This is a genomic window from Brucella pituitosa (assembly GCF_003049685.1).
Classification (GTDB): domain Bacteria; phylum Pseudomonadota; class Alphaproteobacteria; order Rhizobiales; family Rhizobiaceae; genus Brucella; species Brucella pituitosa.
Map to the genome: position 1 here is coordinate 2,175,570 of NZ_PYSY02000001.1, position 19,013 is coordinate 2,194,582.

Sequence of the window (19,013 nt, forward strand, 5' to 3'; positions counted from 1 at the left end):
TTACACCTTTTCGACTTCAGGACGGCCAAGAATGCCGGACGGCATGAAGATGAGTACGATGGCAAGGATCGAGAACGCGGCAACATCCTTGTAATCGATCGAGAAATAAGCCGACCACAAAGCCTCGATGAGACCGATCAGCAAACCGCCAACAACAGCACCCGGCAGCGAGCCAATCCCGCCAAGAACCGCGGCCGTGAACGCCTTGACGCCGGGGATAAACCCGTCAGCAAACGAAATCACGCCGTAGAAGGAGAGATAAAGCGTACCGGCAACAGCTGCGAGCATCGCACCCATAACGAAAGTGAGCGAGATCACGCGGTCGACATTGATACCGAGCAGTGACGCCATCTTGCGATCCTGCTCACAGGCACGCTGCGCACGACCTAGGGACGTACGATTGACGATATACCAGAAGATCGTCAGCAGCACCGCCGTCACCACAATGACCACGATCTGCTTAAGCGAGATCGTCACATCGGTTCCGAAGAGACTGTAAGAGCCATTGAGCAATTGTGGCACCGGCTTGTTGCGCGGCCCCTGCGTCACCTGGACGAAGTTGGACAATGCAATGGACATACCGATTGCTGTAATCAGCGGCGCCAAACGAAACGATCCACGCAGAGGCCGGTAAGCCGCTCGCTCAATCGTCCAGCTCCAAAGCCCCGTCAGAAGCATTGCAACAACCATCATAAGGAGCAGCATGAGCGCGATTGGCAAAGCTCCTATGAATGTTGTGATGATTAGAAAAACAATCAGCGCCATAAAGGCGCCGAGCATAAAGACATCGCCATGCGCAAAGTTGATCATGCCGATAATGCCGTAGACCATCGTATAGCCGATGGCGATCAGGCCATAGATCGACCCGAGCGCGAGCCCGTTGATCACCTGCTGGAAGAAATATTCCATCTAGAAGCCACCCATTTTACTCTACCCGGTTTTATTGCCGCATCATTATTTCGTGCGACTTCATTTTTTCCCGGATAATTACACCTAACGGCTGTATAAAGGAATGCAAGCCCCTTTTGTCTCAGACAAAAGACTAATGACTTCCCTCCTCCACAAACTAGTTATGTCCCCTAAAAAGGGCCCTGTATATATTTTTTTCTCCTACCCAGAGCCGCTTATTCCATAGTTTCCCCAACGCGTCACAGACAAAAAATAGGGAGTTTCCCCCTATTTTTGCCTACCGTACCCGTTTTACGCAACAGTAAACCCGTGCGCAAACGGATCGCGATCATCAATGAAGATCGTATTGTAGCCTGTCATGCGTGCCCAACCCGCAATAGAAGGGATGATTCCCTTGCCTCCAGCGACCTCCACAGCACGTTCCACCCGACCGTGAAACAGCGACCCAATAATGGATTCATGCACGAAATCATCGCCTGGTTTTAGCTTGCCTTTGGCCGCAAGCTGCGCCATTCGGGCCGAAGTGCCCGTGCCACAAGGCGAACGATCTATCGCTTTGTCGCCATAAAAAACAGCATTGCGCGCATGCGCTTCAGGATGCGTCGGCTTTCCCGTCCAGAGAATATGCGTCAGACGATTGATGTCCGGCAGATCAGGATGCTGGAAATTATATTTCTCGTTCAAACGCTCGCGCAGCACCGGACTCCATGCAATGAGTTGCAGCGCGGAATAATCTTGCATGTCCTTGTAATTTTCTTGCGGATCGACAATTGCATAGAAGTTTCCGCCATAGGCAACATCGACCTTGAGCATCCCTAAATCAGGGCACACCACTTCCAATCCTTCCGCATAAAGGAAGGCCGGAACATTGGTGAGGCGCACGCGATCCACATATTGGCCGTTCTGCTCATATTCAATCGACACAAGACCAGCAGGCGTATCGAGATTGAGCTTTCCCGGCGTCTTGGGCGTTACAAGACCTTGTTCAATCGCCATAGTCACGGTGCCGATGGTGCCGTGTCCACACATCGGCAAGCAACCCGACGTTTCAATAAACAACACTGCGACATCGCAATCCGGTCGTGTCGGCGGATAGAGGATGGAGCCCGACATCATGTCATGTCCACGCGGCTCGAACATGAGGCCGGTGCGGACCCAGTCATACTCGCGCAAGAAATGTGCGCGCTTTTCCATCATGTTCGAACCTTCAAGGTTCGGCCCGCCACCAGCCACCAGACGCACTGGGTTACCGCATGTATGTCCGTCGACGCAGAAGAAAGAATGTCTTGCCATGATGGTCAGTTCCGAAAACGTTGTGGCTTGAAAGGTTCGATATCGACAGCCGGTGCAGAACCTGTGATGAGATCACAGATAATCCGCCCTGTCGCTGCTGATTGTGTGAGGCCGAGATGGCCATGGCCGAAACCATAGTAAATATTGCCCCCTGAAGATGCACGGCCGATAACTGGCATGGAATCGGGCAGTGAAGGACGATAGCCCATCCATTGCCGCCCGCCCTCAGTCTTCAGTCCCGGCAAAAACATTGAGGCTTTTTTCAGCATAGCGCTTGAGCGCGCAAAATTTGGCGGCAATTGAAGGCCTCCAAATTCCACCGCTCCGCCCACGCGCAGACCGGTCGCCATTGGCGTGATGACAAAACCGTGCCCGGGGAAGGTCAGTTGGCGCATCACATCGAAACTGCCAACCGGAAGCGTCGTATTATAGCCGCGCTCCGTATCAAGCGGAACGGTATCGCCAAATCCCTGAGCTAAGTTCCGCGACCAGGCACCCGCCATAAGCACAAGATGCGAGGCGTCGACTTCCGTGCCATCGTCAAGCCGAACAACCGCGCCACCATTGTGCTTTTGTGCATTGACCACCTTCGCCTGCAGGAAGCGCGCACCCTTGGTTTCGGCATAGGCCCATATGGCCTGACCGAACAATTTCGGATCGCTGACATTCTTCCAGCCGGGAACGAAAGTGCCGGCTACAAAGCGTGGATCGAGACCTGGTTGCAGTTCCTTCAACCGGCTCCCACGCACATGTTCATAGGCAATGCCCGCCTTTTCGCGTGCATCCCAACCGGGTTGCGATGCAGCAAGTTCTGCTTCGCTTTCATAAAGTTCGAGATTTCCATCTTCACGCAGCCTGTCACGCAAACCCGCACGGTCAATCAGGCCGAGCATCTCACTCTCGGCAAGACGCATCATGTTGCCCTGAGCGACGGTCGTCTTTTCGAGCGCCTGCGAACTACTTGCGCGCCAGAAGCGGTAAAGCCACGGGATCATTTTGGGGAAATAGGAAGGGCGGATTGTGAAAGGCCCGAGCGGGTCCATCAACCACCCGGGAACCTTGCGCATCACGCCCTTTGAAGCCATCGGCAGAATATCGGAAAATGCAAGGGCTGCAGCATTGCCGGAACTTGTTTCCTCGCAAATGCCGCTGCGGTCGATCACAAGAACATCGCGACCCTTTTCGGCAAGCAACGCAGCAGTGGCTACACCGACGATCCCGCCACCAATGATGACAATGTCGTGCTGCCCCTTTGTATCAGAATTCATAAATGCACGGCTCCCGACCGGTCTGCTGATATTCGTCTCAATTGGCTACTCTGATCTATTTTCACGCCAGTTGCACTGATTCTGTCGATCCATTTTTTGGAATGACACCATGCTAAAAGCTCGCTATCGATGATAATCGCGCAGTACCCGTATTCTTGTTATTTTGCGACGGCATAGCGCTCTTCATTGATATATCAGAGATATATCTGTAGGGTTCAAACCTGTCAATTGCTATCATTATAAGGCTTAGATCTGCATGGAACATGCGAGCGTCCACGACAAGACAGCAAAAAATAGCACAACTCTTATTGATAGCTGGGGCAGTGAAAGCCTCGCCGAACAGGCCTATCGCGTTCTGGAGCGCTCGATTGTGACGCTTGAACTGGAACCGGGTGCAATCGTCAACGAACGTTCCCTGATCGAACTGACCGGAATGGGCCGAACCCCCATTCGCGAAGCGATCCAACGCCTGGCCTGGGAAGGACTGGTAGAGGTTCGCCCGCGTTCTGGCATTGCAATCGCGCAAATTGATCCCACGGATTTCACCAAGGTTCTGGATGCGCGCGAAGGTGTTGAGCGCGTGCTGGCGCGCGATGCTGCGCGTTTTGGCAGCGCACGCGACTACGAGCGACTGAAGGCTGCAGCAGACGCCATGCGTCAGGCCATACCGTCAGAAGATGTGTCCCTTTTTCTGGATGCGGATAAAGCATTCGATATCGTGCTTGGCACAGCAGCAAGCAATCCTTACGCCGCGCGTCTCGCGGCTCCCCTGCAAACGCATAGTCGCAGATTCTGGTTCAGACTGCGGCCATCAACCGGCATAACCGGCTCCGCCAATGCTCATGCGACATTGATAGAGGCCATCGTATCCCGTGAACCGGAGCGCGCCAGCGACACGGCCAGCGAATTGATGGCCTATCTTCGCACGCTCGCACCATAAGGTTTATGTGCATCCTGAAGAATGCGAAACAACTTCCGAACGTGCGTTAAAGCAGACCAGCAGAGCACTGGTAAATCAGACCGCGCTCAACGAATTGCGAGTATGCGCCAAGGCATTGACGCCAGCCGCCGTCGTTGCTCTTGTATCGAAAATGAGACCATCGTCTGTATTGATGTCATTGACCGCACTTGCATACAGATGCCGGGTACCATGCCCCATATCCATCGTCTGAACTGAGGCGATCGAAAGAACGGCCAAAAGACCCAATACAGCTTGCGACGAGTAACGCATCTCCAACGCTCCGCCATGAACTTTAATAAGTTAAATTAAGCGGTCGCTCATGTTCGAAAAATGGCAGGGATCGATCAAAGTCTGGGCGGTAATTCACAAAACCGCGATCCGTTCAGCCCGAACGGGTAGGAATAGTTCAGATCGAGCTTAGAGCGCATCCCAAAAAGGGTGAAACGGTTTTCGGACAAAGATGTGCGTTAAAATAAATATTTAGAGCGCCGATTTGATCCAATCACATCGAAACGCGCTCTAAAGCGCCTTGTTCATGGAATCCGACATTTTGCGCATAACATGAAGCGCCGTGCTCAGATCTTCATCACTGATGCCTTCGAGCAGATCGGCACGAACATCACCAGCAAGCTTAACGACTTCCTCAGCGAGCTGCTTGCCCTCTTGGGTCATCATAATGCGCTTGGCGCGGCGATCGCCTTCTACCGCCTGCCGTTCTACGAAAGCCTGACGCTCCAACCCATCGATCAAACGAACCATAGTGGCGTTTTCGATCTCAAGCACTTCTGCCAGTTCTTTCTGGTAAAGCCCTTCCTGTTCGATCAGCGTCAGCAGAGTACGCGCACGTGCCAGTGTAAGACCCCGTTCCTTGACGCGAGCATCAAACAACGTGCGAAGCCGGCGATTGACCTTCGCCATCGCGTCGATCATCTCTGCACTCAGATCTGCTCTGCTCATCGTGAAAGCCTTATATTAGTAACCTAACAATTATCTATTGAGATAAATGGCCAGCACACGGTTTTCAAGCGATCATACTAAACTCACGCAAGCGTGATGGTATAAACCGGCCCATCAATCACCTATACGTAAGATAATAAAAAAGCGGACCGAAGCCCGCTTTCTCAAATTCTGTCTTAATAGGAAGCCGAAGCCTAACCTTTTCAGGCCGGCAGAACAGTCCCCTGCAGCGTCATCAGCTGATGCAGAAAAATCTCTGCTTTTGTGCGATGTTCGTTCGTCGAAGCATCTTCAAGATGCTTGCGAGCAATTTCAATACGCTTCTGAATATCGGCTGGATCCACGTCATCAACATGCGTGGCGGATTCAGCCAAAATGGTGCAGCCCTGCGGCGTGATATCGGCGAAACCACCAAACACCACATAAGCGTCAGACTTGCCGTCGCTCAGCTTAACCGAAACGACACCCGGCATGATCGTCGTCATCAGCGGCGAATGACCTGCGAGAGCCGTCAGGTAGCCTTCACTGCCCGGAATGACGACTTCCGTCACCTCAGCCGAAAGCAGGAGGCGTTCTGGCGACACGAGTTCGAATTGGAAAGCTTGAGCCATGGTTCTCACTTAAATTTCTAGAGCTTGACCCCGAATGCAAAACGGCATCCGGAAAAGATCATACTCAAACAAATGAACAGGCATTTTCGGCGGGCTTGAAAACCCGCCGAAAACTCAATTCATTAAGCGGCTTCAGCAGCCAGCTTCTTTGCCTTTTCGATCGCTTCTTCAATCGAGCCAACCATGTAGAAGGCTGGTTCTGGAAGATGATCGTATTCACCTGCGCAAAGGCCCTTGAAGCCCTTGATGGTGTCAGCGAGGTCAACCAGTTTGCCTGGCGAACCGGTGAACACTTCAGCAACGAAGAATGGCTGCGACAGGAAGCGTTCGATCTTACGAGCGCGCGCCACAGTCAGCTTATCTTCTTCCGACAGTTCGTCCATGCCGAGGATGGCAATGATGTCCTGAAGCGACTTGTAACGCTGAAGGATCGACTGAACCTGACGTGCAACTGCGTAGTGTTCTTCACCAACGATCATCGGATCGAGCATACGCGATGTGGATTCCAGAGGATCCACAGCCGGGTAAATACCCTTTTCAGCGATCGAACGGTTCAGCGTCGTGGTCGCGTCCAAGTGAGCGAACGACGTTGCTGGTGCAGGATCGGTCAAATCGTCGGCAGGAACGTAAATTGCCTGAACCGAAGTAATCGAACCCTTGGTCGTCGTGGTGATGCGTTCCTGCATCTGGCCCATGTCGGTTGCCAGCGTAGGCTGATAACCCACAGCGGATGGAATACGGCCGAGAAGAGCCGAAAGTTCCGAACCAGCCTGCGTGAAGCGGAAGATGTTGTCCACGAAGAACAGAACGTCCTGGCCCTTGTCACGGAAGTTTTCAGCAACCGTCAGACCCGACAGAGCAACGCGAGCGCGCGCACCCGGAGGCTCATTCATCTGACCGTAAACGAGTGCGGCCTTCGAGCCTTCACCGCCACCGAGCTTGTTAACGCCCGATTCGATCATTTCGTGGTAAAGGTCGTTACCTTCACGGGTACGTTCACCAACGCCTGCGAATACCGAGTAACCGCCGTGCGCCTTGGCAACGTTGTTGATCAGTTCCATGATGAGAACGGTCTTACCAACGCCCGCACCGCCGAACAGACCAATCTTACCGCCCTTTGCGTAAGGAGCAAGAAGGTCAACAACCTTGATGCCCGTTACGAGGATTTCAGCTTCGGTTGACTGTTCGATGTACTCAGGAGCTTCCTGGTGGATCGCGCGACGCGCAGTGGTCTTGATCGGACCTGCTTCGTCAACTGGCTCACCAATAACGTTCATGATGCGGCCGAGCGTTTCTTCGCCAACCGGAACCATGATCGGGTTGCCCGTGTCGCGTACTTCATGACCACGAACCAGACCTTCGGTCGAGTCCATAGCAATCGTGCGAACGGTGTTTTCGCCCAGATGCTGCGCAACTTCAAGAACCAGACGGCTGCCGAGGTTGTCGGTTTCCAGCGCGTTGAGGATCAGCGGAAGCTGACCGTCTTCGAACTGTACGTCGACAACAGCGCCGATGACCTGAGTGATCTTGCCTACTGCGCCAGTCTTTGCAGCCTTTGGAGCTGCGTCGGACTTAGCGGCGGCTGTCTTCGCCGGAGCCTTTTTGGCTGGAGCTTTCGCCGCTGCTGGCTTCGCTTCGGCCGCGGCGGTAGTTTTCGGGGTCGCTGCTTTTGCCATCGATCCTTTACCTTCCGTTAGCATGATCCCGAAAAGTTGCAGACTTTTCGGGGAAAATCATGCGATGAACCTTAACTCTAAAGCGCTTCCGCGCCCGAAATGATTTCGATCAGTTCCTTGGTGATCTGAGCCTGACGCTGACGGTTATACGTGATCGACAACTTGTTGATCATGTCACCGGCGTTACGCGTCGCATTGTCCATCGCGCTCATCTTCGCGCCCATTTCGCCCGCCACATTTTCCAGCAGAGCGCGGAAAATCTGGACCGAAATATTGCGCGGGATCAGCGTGCTCAGGATCGCCGCAGGATCAGGTTCGTACTCATAAATCGCATCGCCTGCAGTATCCGCCTGCTCAGCACCACCAGCCGAAGCCGGAATGAGCTGCTGTGCAGTTGGAATCTGTGCAATCACCGATTTGAACTCGGAATAGAACAGCGTGCAGACATCAAATGCGCCCTGTTCAAACAGCTCGATGAGCTTGTGGCCGATCTGGTCGGCATGCACAAAAGCGAGCTGTTTGACTTCACGCAAATTGACATGGTCGATGATCAACGAAGCAAATTCACGACGCAGAATATCTGCACCTTTTTTGCCGATCGTCAGAATCTTGACCGTCTTGCCTTCAGCGAGGAGCTTGCGGGCATGATCACGCGCATAACGCGCAATCTGCGAGTTGAAACCGCCGCAAAGGCCACGTTCTGCAGTAGCGACGACGAGCAGATGCACGTCGTCCTTACCTGTACCAGCCATCAAAGCCGGTGCATCTTCACCGCTCACGTTCTGCGCGATGTTAGCGAGAACGGCGCCCATGCGCTGCGAGTAAGGCCGTGCGGCCTCCGCAGCTTCCTGAGCACGGCGCAGCTTCGCCGCAGCGACCATCTGCATCGCCTTGGTGATTTTCTGCGTCGCCTTGACCGAGGCGATACGGTTTCTCAGATCCTTTAGTGAAGGCATCCGTTCATCCCGTCACAAAATTCAAGCGAAAGACTTGGCGAACGCGTCGACCGCTGCCTTGAGCTTTGCTTTGATGTTGTCGGTGAGTGCCTTTTCGTCGCGGATCGCGTCGAGAACATCCTTGTGCTCGGTGCGCAGCGAAGAAAGAAGACCTGCTTCGAACTTGCCAACCTGGTTGACGGCGATCTTATCGAGATAGCCATTCACGCCAGCGTAAATCACGGCAACCTGCTCTTCCGTCTTGAGCGGTGAGAACTGTGGCTGCTTGAGAAGTTCGGTCAGGCGTGCACCGCGGTTAAGCAGACGCTGGGTCGAAGCATCAAGATCCGAACCAAACTGAGCAAATGCTGCCATTTCACGATACTGGGCGAGTTCACCCTTAATCGAACCAGCAACCTGCTTCATGGCCTTGATCTGAGCGGACGAACCAACGCGGGAAACCGACAGACCGACGTTAACAGCCGGACGGATACCCTGATAGAACAGGTTGGTTTCGAGGAAGATCTGGCCGTCGGTGATCGAGATCACGTTGGTCGGAATGAACGCGGAAACGTCGTTGCCCTGCGTTTCGATAACTGGCAGAGCCGTCAGCGAACCAGCGCCGTTTTCGTCGTTGAGCTTCGCAGCGCGTTCGAGAAGACGCGAGTGCAGATAGAAAACGTCGCCTGGGTAAGCTTCACGGCCCGGAGGACGACGAAGCAGAAGCGACATCTGACGGTAAGCAACAGCCTGCTTGGAAAGATCGTCATAGCCGATCAGAGCGTGCTGGCCATTATCGCGGAAATATTCGCCGATCGCGCAGCCGGCGAATGGTGCAAGATACTGCATCGGAGCCGGATCGGAAGCGGTAGCCGCGATCACGACGGAATATTCGAGTGCGCCACGTTCTTCGAGAACCTTAACGAACTGAGCTACAGTCGAACGCTTCTGGCCGATAGCGACATAGACGCAATAAAGCTTTTCTTTGTCTGGGCCGTTGTCGTGGATTGGCTTCTGGTTAAGGAAGGTATCGAGAATGATTGCGGTCTTGCCGGTCTGACGGTCACCGATGACCAGCTCGCGCTGACCACGACCAACAGGGATCAGAGCGTCAACAGCCTTGAGGCCGGTCGACATTGGCTCATGAACCGACTTACGCGGAATGATGCCCGGTGCCTTGACGTCGACGCGGCGACGTTCGGTAGCAACGATTGGGCCTTTACCGTCGATTGGATTGCCGAGAGCATCGACAACGCGGCCGAGCAGGCCAGGACCGACTGGAACGTCAACGATCGCGCCGGTACGCTTGACGACGTCGCCTTCCTTGATGTCACGGTCGGCACCGAAAATAACCACACCGACATTGTCGGTTTCGAGGTTAAGCGCCATGCCGCGAATACCACCAGGGAATTCGACCATTTCGCCAGCCTGAACATTGTCCAGACCGTAAACGCGGGCGATACCGTCGCCGACGGACAGAACCTGACCGACTTCGGAGACCTCAGCCTCCTTGCCGAAGTTCTTGATTTGCTCTTTCAGGATAGCGGAAATTTCCGCGGCGCGGATGTCCATCAGCCGACCTCTTTCAGTGCAAGCTTGAGAGAAGAAAGTTTAGTGCGAAGGGACGTGTCGATCTGACGCGAACCCATTTTGACGACAAGCCCGCCGAGGATCGAAGGATCGACGGTGACATTGATCGTCACGTCCTTGCCGGCCACGCTCTTCAGCGTTGCCTTCAATTCGTTTTGCTGAGCGCTCGTCAGCTCATGAGCAGAGATAACATCGGCGGAAATTTCGCCACGATGTTCGGCTGCAATCTCACGGAAAGCGGCGATAATGCCCGGCAGCGCAAAAAGGCGACGGTTAGACGCCACGACGCGCAGGAAATTGCCGACGAGACCCTTGATGCCAGCTTTGTCAGCAATCGCGCCAATGGCGTGAAGCTGGTCTTCAGCATTGAAGACCGGGCTGGAAATCAGACGCTTCAGGTCTTCGCTTCCGCTCAGAAGCGCCTCAAAGCGGCCAAGATCTTTTTCCACAGCAGCAACGGATTTTGCATCGAGCGCAAGCTCAAACAACGATCCGGCGTAGCGCTGTGCGACACCTGAAATGAGCGAAGACGTTTCTGCCACGAACAACCTGCTCTCTACGTTGAAACCATCTTTTTGGGAGTTCAGCAGGACCAAAAGGCCCAAGCAGATGATTTTATTGAATGTTTCCGGGGAACCCCTGACGCGCGAGCGCGACAACACCGAAATGTGATTGCCGTCTAGCATAGACGAACCGGACTCGCAACACGCGAATCCCGCACTTTTGTGTAAGTTTTGCCGCAATTTTAGGTTAGAAAAGTGCTAACCAAGCCCACTAATACAGCAAGGTGCTCTTTAGCGCAGCAATCCGGCTTCAGCTGACGAAGCCAAAAGCATAAAGCAAAGGTCCGGCAGCAAGCGCAAACTCGATGACGGCAGCGATGATATTGTAGAAAGTTGCGCCCTTATCCGACATCATCGAAATGAAGCGCCCGAACAGAGCAAATCCCCACGCAGCACCAAGAACAACCCATAAAAATGGCTGTGCAAAAATAAGGCAGCCAAGCCCTATCCCCAGATAAGGACCAGCCAGCACCGCACGAATGGAGCTGTAAGCTTCCGGGCGCGCATTGATCGGCTGAAGCCGCATCAGTTTCATGGTGATACCCGGTGCAAACAGCATAACGATGCCGGCAAAGGCAGTTACGACTGCCGCGCTCCATGCGAGCCATTCGCCGGTCGTGGCGGGAAGATAGAATTCCATCGTATTTTACCCTCTTGGTTTTAGCCGTAATAGCGAAAAACCCGATGCGTTTCCATAGGCTCCGAACTTACAGGAAGCTCTGCGGATCAATATCCACCTGCACTCTTATAGAACCGCGCTCCTTAGGAGCAGCAGCCAGCAATGCCCGGATAAACCCTTGAATATCCGCGCGTTTTGTACCGTGGACGAGGATACGGAACCGATGCCGACCACGTACCAGCGCGAGCGGCGCTTCCGCTGGCCCAAGCACTGAAATCTCAGGCGACGCAGGCGCTGCACGGCGCAGTGCCCGTGCATGATTTTCAGCATCGGGTCGATTATCCGCCGAGATAATCAATGCTGCAAGGCGACCAAATGGCGGCAAAACACTGCGCTCCCGCTCTTCGATTTCGCGGGCATAAAATGCTTCCGAATCGCCACTGACAATTGCGCGCATCACCGGATGATCGGGCTGATAGGTCTGCAAAAGCCCCAGACTTTTGCGACCCGTACGTCCCGCACGACCTGTCACCTGATTGAGCAACTGGAATGTGCGCTCAGCGGCTCGCGGATCACCATTCGCAAGCCCGAGATCGGCATCCACCACGCCCACCAGCGTCATATTGGGGAAGTTGTGCCCCTTGGCCACAAGCTGCGTGCCAATGACTATATCGGCTTCGCCTTTAGCAATGGCATCAAGCTCAAGCCGCAGGCGTTTCACACCACCGGCCATATCAGACGAAAGCACTATGATTCGTGCCTCAGGAAAGGTTGCGGCCACTTCTTCTGCAATACGCTCGACACCCGGACCACAGGCCACCAGATGATCAAGCGTACCGCATTCAGGACAGGCTTCCGGCACAGGCTCATGATAACCGCATTGATGGCACATGAGCTGCCCACGAAAACGATGCTCGACCAGCCAGCTTGAACATTGCGGACACTGGAAACGATGACCACAGACACGACAAAGCGTGAGCGGCGCATAGCCACGCCTGTTGAGAAACAGCAGCGCCTGTTCTCCACGCTCAACCGTCTTTCCCACAGCTTCTGTAAGTGCAGGCGAAAGAAATCGTCCCGGCGGCGGCGGAGAGCGCCGCATATCAATGGTTTTGAGTGTCGGCAGTGCCGCTTCCGCATAGCGACCATAAAGCTTGATTCGCTTGTAGCGGCCCTGATCGGCATTGACCTGGCTCTCGATAGAGGGGGTAGCTGATGCCAAAATGACCGGGAAACTACCTATATGGCCGCGAACCACCGCCATATCGCGCGCATTGTAGAAAACGCGGTCTTCCTGTTTGTAAGCCGGATCATGTTCTTCATCGACCACGATCAGCCCAAGCTCTTTGAACGGCAAAAACAGTGCAGAACGTGCACCGGCCACGACACGCACTGTGCCTTCGGCTACTTGTCGCCAAACACGTTCGCGGGTGCGTGGTGCAAGATCGGAATGCCATTCGGCGGGCTTTGCGCCAAAACGATCGTGAAAGCGGTCGAGAAACTGCTGCGTGAGTGCGATTTCGGGCAAAAGAATCAGCACCTGCTTGCCCTGATCGAGCGCCTTGGCCACCGCCTCGAAGTAGACTTCCGTTTTGCCCGAGCCTGTCACGCCATCGAGAAGCGAAACCGAAAAACAATTTGCCTCAACCGATTCGGCCAGCATTTCGGCAGCAGCCTGCTGGTCTTCCGAAAGTGTTGCTCGCGCATAATCAGTATCAGGCGTTGCCACCACCGCGGGCGGAGGCAACATCACCTCTTCAAACACGCCCTGCGTTTTCAGCCCATCGACGACAGTCAGCGAAACACCTGCTGCATGAGCAAGGCCTGAGCGCGTCCATGCGAGTCCATCGCGTGCCAATTCCATCACGCGGGCGCGGGCATCGGTCATACGTTCCGGCTCGCCGCCACTGTAACGAAGACCTGGAACTGCAGGTTCCGGATCAAAGGCTGCAGGCGCACGCAGCACCATACGTGCCACCATTCCGGGTGGTGAAAGTGTGTAATCCGCAGCCCAGCGCATGAAGCGAAGCATTTCGCTATCCACGGGCGGACAATCAAAAACCTGTGAGATTGCGCGAAGTTTTTTAGCGTCCACCGCATCGGTCGCGCCATCACAAACGATTCCCGCAACCTCACGCGGCCCCAATGGGACGCGCACGATCGAGCCGGGCTGGACACGCATTCCCTCCGGCACCATATATGAATAAGGCCGCTCAGCGGGCATGGGTACAAGCACCGGCACCACACTCGGAGTGGGTTCCGCAAAGAGGCCCAAAATATCGTGCGAATCTTTCGACATGATTGCGTGACCTTGGCGTGGCTTTGCGCTAAAGAAAAGCCACCTTCCGGGAATTAAATGGATTTAGTTTCCCACAACACCCGCGCTCATTATGGAGGAACGCTGTTATGAAGTTTTTCGTCGACACTGCGGACGTCAAGGAAATCCGCGAACTCAACGATCTTGGACTGGTCGATGGCGTGACCACCAATCCATCGCTGATCCTGAAATCGGGCCGCGATATTCTTGAAGTAACGAAAGAAATCTGCTCCATCGTCAAGGGTCCGGTTTCGGCTGAAGTTGCTGCGACCGAATACGAGCAGATCATGAAGGAAGCAGCAGTGATTGCCAAGATTGCAGACAATATCTGCATCAAGCTTCCACTCACGCTCGACGGCCTCAAGGCTTGTAAGGCACTGACGTCCGATGGTCACAAGACCAACGTGACACTCTGCTTCTCGGCCAATCAGGCTCTGCTCGCTGCCAAGGCTGGCGCTACGTTTGTTTCGCCATTCATCGGTCGTATCGATGATATGGGCGTCAACGGCATGGAACTGATCGCTGAAATCCGCACCATCTTCGACAATTACGATTTCCGCACCGAAATCCTTGCGGCTTCGGTTCGCACCGTAAACCACGTCAAGGAAGCTGCCCTCATCGGCGCAGATGTCGTTACCGCACCGCCGGCAACGCTCAAGGCACTCGTCAAGCATCCGCTGACCGACAAGGGCCTCGAAACCTTCCTTGCCGACTGGGCGAAGACAGGCCAGAAGATCGCTTAAAGCAGATCGCTTAATCAAGCTTATCGATTGATGCAAAACGGCGGATCATTGATCCGCCGTTTTTGTTTATCCCAACTCTGTTTCGCCATCATGCTTGGCGACACGGATCGGCCTGCTGCCGCAATATTCGATAATCGCCTCGGCCAGCCGGGCTGAATGCGTCACCACCCAGATCTGGCTGCGCTGAGACGCCTGCGCAATCATCTTCGCAAGCGAAGGGATCATATCCGGGTGCAGGCTTGCTTCTGGTTCGTTCAATGCTATCAGCGGCGGCAAACGATAAGACAAAAGCGCGCCTGCAAGCGCGAGCAGACGTATCTGTCCGTCGGACAACTCGCCCGGACGAAAAACGCGCGGCGGAAAGGCCGGAAAGTTGAGGCCGAATGTTGCCGTTTCTTCGGGATATGGAATGACGAGCTTTGCGCCCTCCAAGGCATCGGCAATCAGACGATCAAGATCGACCGTATCCTGACGGATATGCGCAAGCGTCGCAAAGACTGAGGCGAGGTTACTGCCATCTTCATCGAGCATCGCAGCGGTTGCCGCAATTGCTGGCTGACGCACCGGCGCATCGCGATCACTTCTGAACCCGTGATAAAAACGCCAGCTACGCAATTGAGCGGATAAATCGCCGATTTCCGGATAGTGCCCTGACTGCCCGAGAACCGCGAGACCACTTTCGGAAGTAAGCAACCTTGTCGGATGCTCCATCCGCCGCCCTTCCCCATCGCGCGCAAAAACGGCCGGGCCTTTACGATCCATGAGATCGACCGGACGGCGCCCTGTATCGAGATTGAGCTGTTCTTCCTTGATCTGCGGCTCAAACGGAAAAGCACCTGATACCGGCGGCGGCAATCCTGCCTCAACCCGATAAGACAAACGCGAAGCAAGGCGTTCATCTTCAAATTCAGCCTCAAGAATGATTCGCGCTGGTTCATGCTTGCGCCGAGTGCCTCCCCACATGGCCGATTGCATACCGCCTTCACGCACGATCTCCGTCGAGAATGTGCCTTCAGAGGCTGCCTTCACCAGTTGCAGCGCACGGTAAAGATTGGATTTTCCAGCGCCATTTTCACCGACGAAAACCGTGACCTGCCCCAGATCAAACCGGACAGACCGAAGCGAGCGATAGCCTTTTGCCGTGAATGAAACGAGCCGCATGATTTCCTCTGACTATGCATCGTACTTTCCAAAAGGACGCACGGCGCTTGAATAGAAAAGGCGGCACAAGATGCACCGCCTTTTCAAATTCAATCAAGCTGATTTGCTCAGAGCTTAGACATCTGCATCGCAAGCGAGAGGAATATCTGTTCTGCCAGCTCTTCCGCTGCACGCTTGGTGGCGTCGCGTTGAGCGCGCAGGTTAGCAAACTCCTGCCGTGGACGATCGAAAGAGGCACCAGCCGTGCGCGTACCAGAGACAAGAGGCTTGCCGTCCTTGTCACGCAATACATAGTTCGATGTCGCCTTGACGATACCAGCCGATGGACGACCGGTACGATCCGTCTGATCGCCGATATCCACACTCACTGCATTCAGCGTATAGGTGCTCAGACCAAGGCTGAGGCGATAATTTGGAGCTGCAGGTTCACCTGCTCCACCGCCGAGCAAAAAGATCAGACGGTTACGAACCTGCTGCTGAAACACATCGCCAGCCGGATCAATCGCCACCGACGCAAGCTTGCTGCGCATATCCGGTGTGACACTGCCACCGATTGTGCCACCGGCACCACCCGACGAATAAAGCGGTTGCACGGTACAGCCTGCGATCAGAACCGCTGCCCCCAGAGCAGCGATTGCGACGCGGAAAGCCTTGAATGCGGAAATGAGGCGATCAGGCAACGACATTGACGATCCTTTGCGGCACCACGATGATCTTCTTCGGCGAGCCCCCATCGAGCGCAGCCTTGACAAAGTCAAGTTCGAGCACCGCCTGCTGGATTGTAGCTTGATCAGCGTCGCGGGCGATTGTCAAATCCCCACGCTTCTTCCCGTTGATCTGCACCGGCAAAACGATCTCGTTTTCCACGATCATCGCTGCATTAAACGATGGCCATGCAGCCGTTGCGGCCAGCGTGTCCTTGCCGGTGATCTTGCCGCCGAGTTCAGTCAGGCACTGTTCAGCCAGATGTGGCATCATCGGTGCAACCATCAGAACCAGCATTTCGGTGGCTTCACGCAAAGCCCCCTTCAACTGATTGTCAGCCTTGCCCGAGGCAGCCAGCTGCAACGATGCTGCGAGCGCATTCACCAACTCATAAAGACGTGCAACCGCACGATTGAAAGCGAGCTTTTCAATGTCGTCGCCAACGGCCTGCACGGCCTTGTGCGCAGCCTTTGAAATAGCAAGCGCGTCGCCGTCCGTGCCAGATTTCGGCGCAACGTCTTTCAGCGCAGGTGCTGCTTCAGATACCAGACGCCAGACACGCTGCACGAAACGATGCGCACCTTCAGCACCAGCTTCCGTCCAGATCACATCGCGCTCTGGCGGACTGTCGGACAGCATGAACCAGCGTGCCGTATCTGCGCCGTAAGAAGAGATAATGTCGTCGGGATCGACCACATTTTTCTTCGACTTCGACATTTTTTCAATCGAACCAATATCGACCGGAGCACCGCTATCAAGCATGGTGGCTACGCGCTTGCCGTCAACGTCTTCAATGCGAATATCGGCGGGTGCCACCCACTGACCATCAGACTTATAGGTCTCGTGAACCACCATACCCTGTGTAAACAGGCCCTTGAATGGCTCGTCGATACCGACATGACCGGCCACTTTCATGGCGCGGGTGAAGAAGCGCGAGTAGAGCAGATGCAGGATCGCGTGTTCTACGCCACCAATATACTGATCAACCGGCAACCAGCGATCCGCAACAGCACGATCCGTCGGCTCGTTTTCCCAAGGGGCTGTAAAGCGCGTGTAGTACCACGACGAATCGACGAACGTATCCATCGTATCCGTTTCGCGACGGGCTTCGCCGCCGCATTTCGGGCACTTCACATGACGCCAGGTCGCATGACGGTCGAGCGGATTGCCCGGACGGTCGAACTCGACATCATCCGGCAACTTGACCGGCAGATCGGCGCGCGGCACCGGATTGACGCCACAGCTTTCGCAATGGATCATCGGGATCGGGCAGCCCCAGTAACGCTGACGCGAAATGCCCCAGTCACGCAGACGGAACTGCACCTTGCGGCTTGCCTGTGGGCTATTGTCGAGGCTGGTCTGTTCCAGACGGTTCGCCACTTCTTTGAAGGCGGCTTCCGGTGTCATGCCGTCGAGGAAGCGTGAATTAATCATCACACCATCGTCGCCATACGCCGTATCGGTGATCGCGAAAGTCGCAGCATCTTCGCCTTTCGGCATCACAACAGGCACAACCGGCAGGCCGTATTTGTTTGCGAAGTCAAGATCGCGCTGATCGCCAGACGGGCAGCCGAAGATCGCCCCCGTGCCATATTCCATCAAAACGAAATTGGCGACATAGACGGGCAATTCCCAGTTCTCATCGAACGGATGCCGAACCTTAACGCCCGTGTCGTAGCCCTTCTTCTCGGCCGTTTCGAGTGCTGCCAGCGACGTACCTGCCTGATGGCATTCGGTGATAAAATCGGTCAGGGCCTGATTGCCCTCAGCCAGCGTTCTGGCCAACGGATGATCGGCAGCGATTGCCAGGAACGACGCGCCAAACAGCGTGTCCGGGCGTGTCGTGTAAACTTCAACTTCCGAGAAACCGGCAGGGGCAGTCTTAGCGTCCAGCGCGAAACGAACCTGCAAGCCTTCCGACTTGCCGATCCAGTTGCGCTGCATCAGACGAACCTTTTCCGGCCACTGGTCGAGCGTATCGAGACCGGCCAGCAATTCTTCACTGAAATCGGTGATCTTGAAGAACCACTGTGTCAGTTCACGCTGTTCGACCAGCGCACCCGAACGCCAGCCACGACCGTCCACCACCTGCTCATTGGCAAGCACGGTGTTGTCGACCGGATCCCAGTTCACCTTGGAGGTCTTGCGCGTCACCAGACCTTTTTCAAACAGATCGATGAACAGCATCTGCTGGCGATGATAATATTCAACATCGCAGGTCGCAAATTCGCGCGACCAGTCGAGCGACAGGCCCATCGACTTCAGCTGGCGCTTCATAGTGGCGATGTTCTGATAGGTCCATTCTTTCGGATGGACCTTGTTCTGCATGGCAGCGTTTTCAGCAGGCATACCAAACGCATCCCATCCCATCGGATGAAGCACGTTGAAACCTTTGGCGCGCTTGTAGCGAGCGACCACGTCACCCATCGCATAGTTGCGCACATGGCCCATGTGAATGCGCCCCGATGGATAGGGGAACATTTCGAGCACGTAGTACTTCTCGCGGGGATCGCTGTTGTCGGTTTCGAAAGTCTGGTTTTCTTCCCAGATTTTCTGCCAATGTGCTTCCGCCACGCGCGGATTATAACGTTCGGCTGCCATGAGCGTATTTACTCGTACGAAGATGATGCAATAAGGAGAGTCGTCATTAATGGCGACCTTCACCACGTATTGGCGAAAGCGTCAACCTTTTGCGGATGAAAAGC

General features: G+C 54.8%; 17 protein-coding genes. 2 read left to right on the plus strand and 15 right to left on the minus strand.

From position 1 onward, the window contains the following. From C9380_RS10750 to C9380_RS10760, 3 genes are all read right to left on the minus strand, one after another. Nucleotides 1-909, minus strand: a complete 909-nt coding sequence (locus tag C9380_RS10750) for a branched-chain amino acid ABC transporter permease (protein ID WP_024895790.1) — start codon at nt 907-909, stop codon at nt 1-3. Nucleotides 910-1,200: 291 nt separating this feature from the next. Beyond that, entirely contained in the window at nt 1,201-2,202 is a 1,002-nt protein-coding gene (locus C9380_RS10755) for a 4-hydroxyproline epimerase (RefSeq protein WP_128093515.1), read from the minus strand. A 5-nt stretch (nt 2,203-2,207) separates the two neighbouring features. Continuing rightward, nucleotides 2,208-3,470: an NAD(P)/FAD-dependent oxidoreductase gene (locus tag C9380_RS10760; protein WP_024895792.1), complete on the minus strand. Its 1,263-nt coding sequence runs from the start codon at nt 3,468-3,470 to the stop codon at nt 2,208-2,210. A 256-nt stretch (nt 3,471-3,726) separates the two neighbouring features. On the opposite strand from C9380_RS10760, the gene C9380_RS10765 reads away from it, so the two are divergent. Beyond that, nucleotides 3,727-4,410: a GntR family transcriptional regulator gene (locus C9380_RS10765; RefSeq protein ID WP_111787221.1), complete on the plus strand. Its 684-nt coding sequence runs from the start codon at nt 3,727-3,729 to the stop codon at nt 4,408-4,410. 75 nt (nt 4,411-4,485) lie between these two features. Here the strand turns inward: C9380_RS10765 and C9380_RS10770 are convergent, their stop codons facing one another. From C9380_RS10770 to C9380_RS10810, 9 genes are all read right to left on the minus strand, one after another. Then, nucleotides 4,486-4,701: a hypothetical protein gene (locus C9380_RS10770; protein ID WP_100558564.1), complete on the minus strand. Its 216-nt coding sequence runs from the start codon at nt 4,699-4,701 to the stop codon at nt 4,486-4,488. 249 nt (nt 4,702-4,950) lie between these two features. Next, nucleotides 4,951-5,388 carry a MarR family winged helix-turn-helix transcriptional regulator gene (locus C9380_RS10775; RefSeq protein WP_111787222.1) on the minus strand — a complete coding sequence of 146 codons (438 nt, stop codon included), beginning with the start codon at nt 5,386-5,388 and terminating at the stop codon, nt 4,951-4,953. Nucleotides 5,389-5,591: 203 nt separating this feature from the next. Beyond that, nucleotides 5,592-5,999 carry a F0F1 ATP synthase subunit epsilon gene (locus tag C9380_RS10780; protein WP_024895796.1) on the minus strand — a complete coding sequence of 136 codons (408 nt, stop codon included), beginning with the start codon at nt 5,997-5,999 and terminating at the stop codon, nt 5,592-5,594. Between the two features lie 122 nt (nt 6,000-6,121). Continuing rightward, nucleotides 6,122-7,675: a F0F1 ATP synthase subunit beta gene (gene atpD, locus C9380_RS10785; protein WP_024895797.1), complete on the minus strand. Its 1,554-nt coding sequence runs from the start codon at nt 7,673-7,675 to the stop codon at nt 6,122-6,124. A gap of 77 nt (nt 7,676-7,752) precedes the next feature. Further along, nucleotides 7,753-8,631, minus strand: coding sequence for a F0F1 ATP synthase subunit gamma (locus C9380_RS10790; protein WP_111787223.1), 879 nt, complete (start codon nt 8,629-8,631; stop codon nt 7,753-7,755). 21 nt (nt 8,632-8,652) lie between these two features. Then, on the minus strand, nt 8,653-10,182 hold the full coding sequence (atpA, locus tag C9380_RS10795; RefSeq protein ID WP_024895799.1) for a F0F1 ATP synthase subunit alpha: 1,530 nt from the start codon (nt 10,180-10,182) through the stop codon (nt 8,653-8,655). Next, on the minus strand, nt 10,182-10,742 hold the full coding sequence (locus C9380_RS10800; protein ID WP_024895800.1) for a F0F1 ATP synthase subunit delta: 561 nt from the start codon (nt 10,740-10,742) through the stop codon (nt 10,182-10,184). Before C9380_RS10800 ends, atpA begins: the two co-directional genes overlap by 1 nt. 271 nt (nt 10,743-11,013) lie before the next feature. Next, entirely contained in the window at nt 11,014-11,403 is a 390-nt protein-coding gene (locus C9380_RS10805) for an AGROH133_08824 family phage infection protein (protein ID WP_024895801.1), read from the minus strand. 67 nt (nt 11,404-11,470) lie between these two features. Next, a complete protein-coding gene (locus tag C9380_RS10810) occupies nt 11,471-13,681 on the minus strand; it encodes a primosomal protein N' (RefSeq protein ID WP_128093516.1) in 2,211 nt (736 codons plus the stop codon). Between the two features lie 107 nt (nt 13,682-13,788). On the opposite strand from C9380_RS10810, the gene fsa reads away from it, so the two are divergent. Then, the gene (gene fsa / locus C9380_RS10815; protein WP_100558561.1) at nt 13,789-14,442 is read left to right on the plus strand and encodes a fructose-6-phosphate aldolase; all 654 of its coding nucleotides are present in this window, start codon (nt 13,789-13,791) and stop codon (nt 14,440-14,442) included. Between the two features lie 66 nt (nt 14,443-14,508). On the opposite strand, the gene C9380_RS10820 is transcribed toward fsa, so the two are convergent. The 3 genes from C9380_RS10820 to leuS form a co-directional block, all read right to left on the minus strand. Further along, nucleotides 14,509-15,603: an AAA family ATPase gene (locus tag C9380_RS10820; RefSeq protein ID WP_111787226.1), complete on the minus strand. Its 1,095-nt coding sequence runs from the start codon at nt 15,601-15,603 to the stop codon at nt 14,509-14,511. 107 nt (nt 15,604-15,710) lie between these two features. After that, complete coding sequence (gene lptE, locus C9380_RS10825) at nt 15,711-16,289, minus strand: LPS assembly lipoprotein LptE (protein ID WP_024895805.1); 579 nt, start codon at nt 16,287-16,289, stop codon at nt 15,711-15,713. Beyond that, nucleotides 16,276-18,909 carry a leucine--tRNA ligase gene (gene leuS / locus C9380_RS10830; protein ID WP_128093517.1) on the minus strand — a complete coding sequence of 878 codons (2,634 nt, stop codon included), beginning with the start codon at nt 18,907-18,909 and terminating at the stop codon, nt 16,276-16,278. Before leuS ends, lptE begins: the two co-directional genes overlap by 14 nt. Between the last annotated feature and the right edge of the window lie 104 nt (nt 18,910-19,013).

What these genes read in the sequence shown, in the direction of transcription:
- C9380_RS10805 (WP_024895801.1), bottom strand. Translation starts at nt 11,403, where the DNA reads ATGGAATTCTATCTTCCCGCCACGACCGGCGAATGGCTCGCATGGAGC.
- C9380_RS10775 (WP_111787222.1), bottom strand. Translation starts at nt 5,388, where the DNA reads ATGAGCAGAGCAGATCTGAGTGCAGAGATGATCGACGCGATGGCGAAG.
- lptE (WP_024895805.1), bottom strand. Translation starts at nt 16,289, where the DNA reads ATGTCGTTGCCTGATCGCCTCATTTCCGCATTCAAGGCTTTCCGCGTC.
- leuS (WP_128093517.1), bottom strand. Translation starts at nt 18,909, where the DNA reads ATGGCAGCCGAACGTTATAATCCGCGCGTGGCGGAAGCACATTGGCAG.
- C9380_RS10770 (WP_100558564.1), bottom strand. Translation starts at nt 4,701, where the DNA reads ATGCGTTACTCGTCGCAAGCTGTATTGGGTCTTTTGGCCGTTCTTTCG.
- C9380_RS10760 (WP_024895792.1), bottom strand. Translation starts at nt 3,470, where the DNA reads ATGAATTCTGATACAAAGGGGCAGCACGACATTGTCATCATTGGTGGC.
- C9380_RS10780 (WP_024895796.1), bottom strand. Translation starts at nt 5,999, where the DNA reads ATGGCTCAAGCTTTCCAATTCGAACTCGTGTCGCCAGAACGCCTCCTG.
- atpA (WP_024895799.1), bottom strand. Translation starts at nt 10,182, where the DNA reads ATGGACATCCGCGCCGCGGAAATTTCCGCTATCCTGAAAGAGCAAATC.
- C9380_RS10790 (WP_111787223.1), bottom strand. Translation starts at nt 8,631, where the DNA reads ATGCCTTCACTAAAGGATCTGAGAAACCGTATCGCCTCGGTCAAGGCG.
- atpD (WP_024895797.1), bottom strand. Translation starts at nt 7,675, where the DNA reads ATGGCAAAAGCAGCGACCCCGAAAACTACCGCCGCGGCCGAAGCGAAG.
- fsa (WP_100558561.1), top strand. Translation starts at nt 13,789, where the DNA reads ATGAAGTTTTTCGTCGACACTGCGGACGTCAAGGAAATCCGCGAACTC.
- C9380_RS10810 (WP_128093516.1), bottom strand. Translation starts at nt 13,681, where the DNA reads ATGTCGAAAGATTCGCACGATATTTTGGGCCTCTTTGCGGAACCCACT.
- C9380_RS10820 (WP_111787226.1), bottom strand. Translation starts at nt 15,603, where the DNA reads ATGCGGCTCGTTTCATTCACGGCAAAAGGCTATCGCTCGCTTCGGTCT.
- C9380_RS10755 (WP_128093515.1), bottom strand. Translation starts at nt 2,202, where the DNA reads ATGGCAAGACATTCTTTCTTCTGCGTCGACGGACATACATGCGGTAAC.
- C9380_RS10750 (WP_024895790.1), bottom strand. Translation starts at nt 909, where the DNA reads ATGGAATATTTCTTCCAGCAGGTGATCAACGGGCTCGCGCTCGGGTCG.
- C9380_RS10765 (WP_111787221.1), top strand. Translation starts at nt 3,727, where the DNA reads ATGGAACATGCGAGCGTCCACGACAAGACAGCAAAAAATAGCACAACT.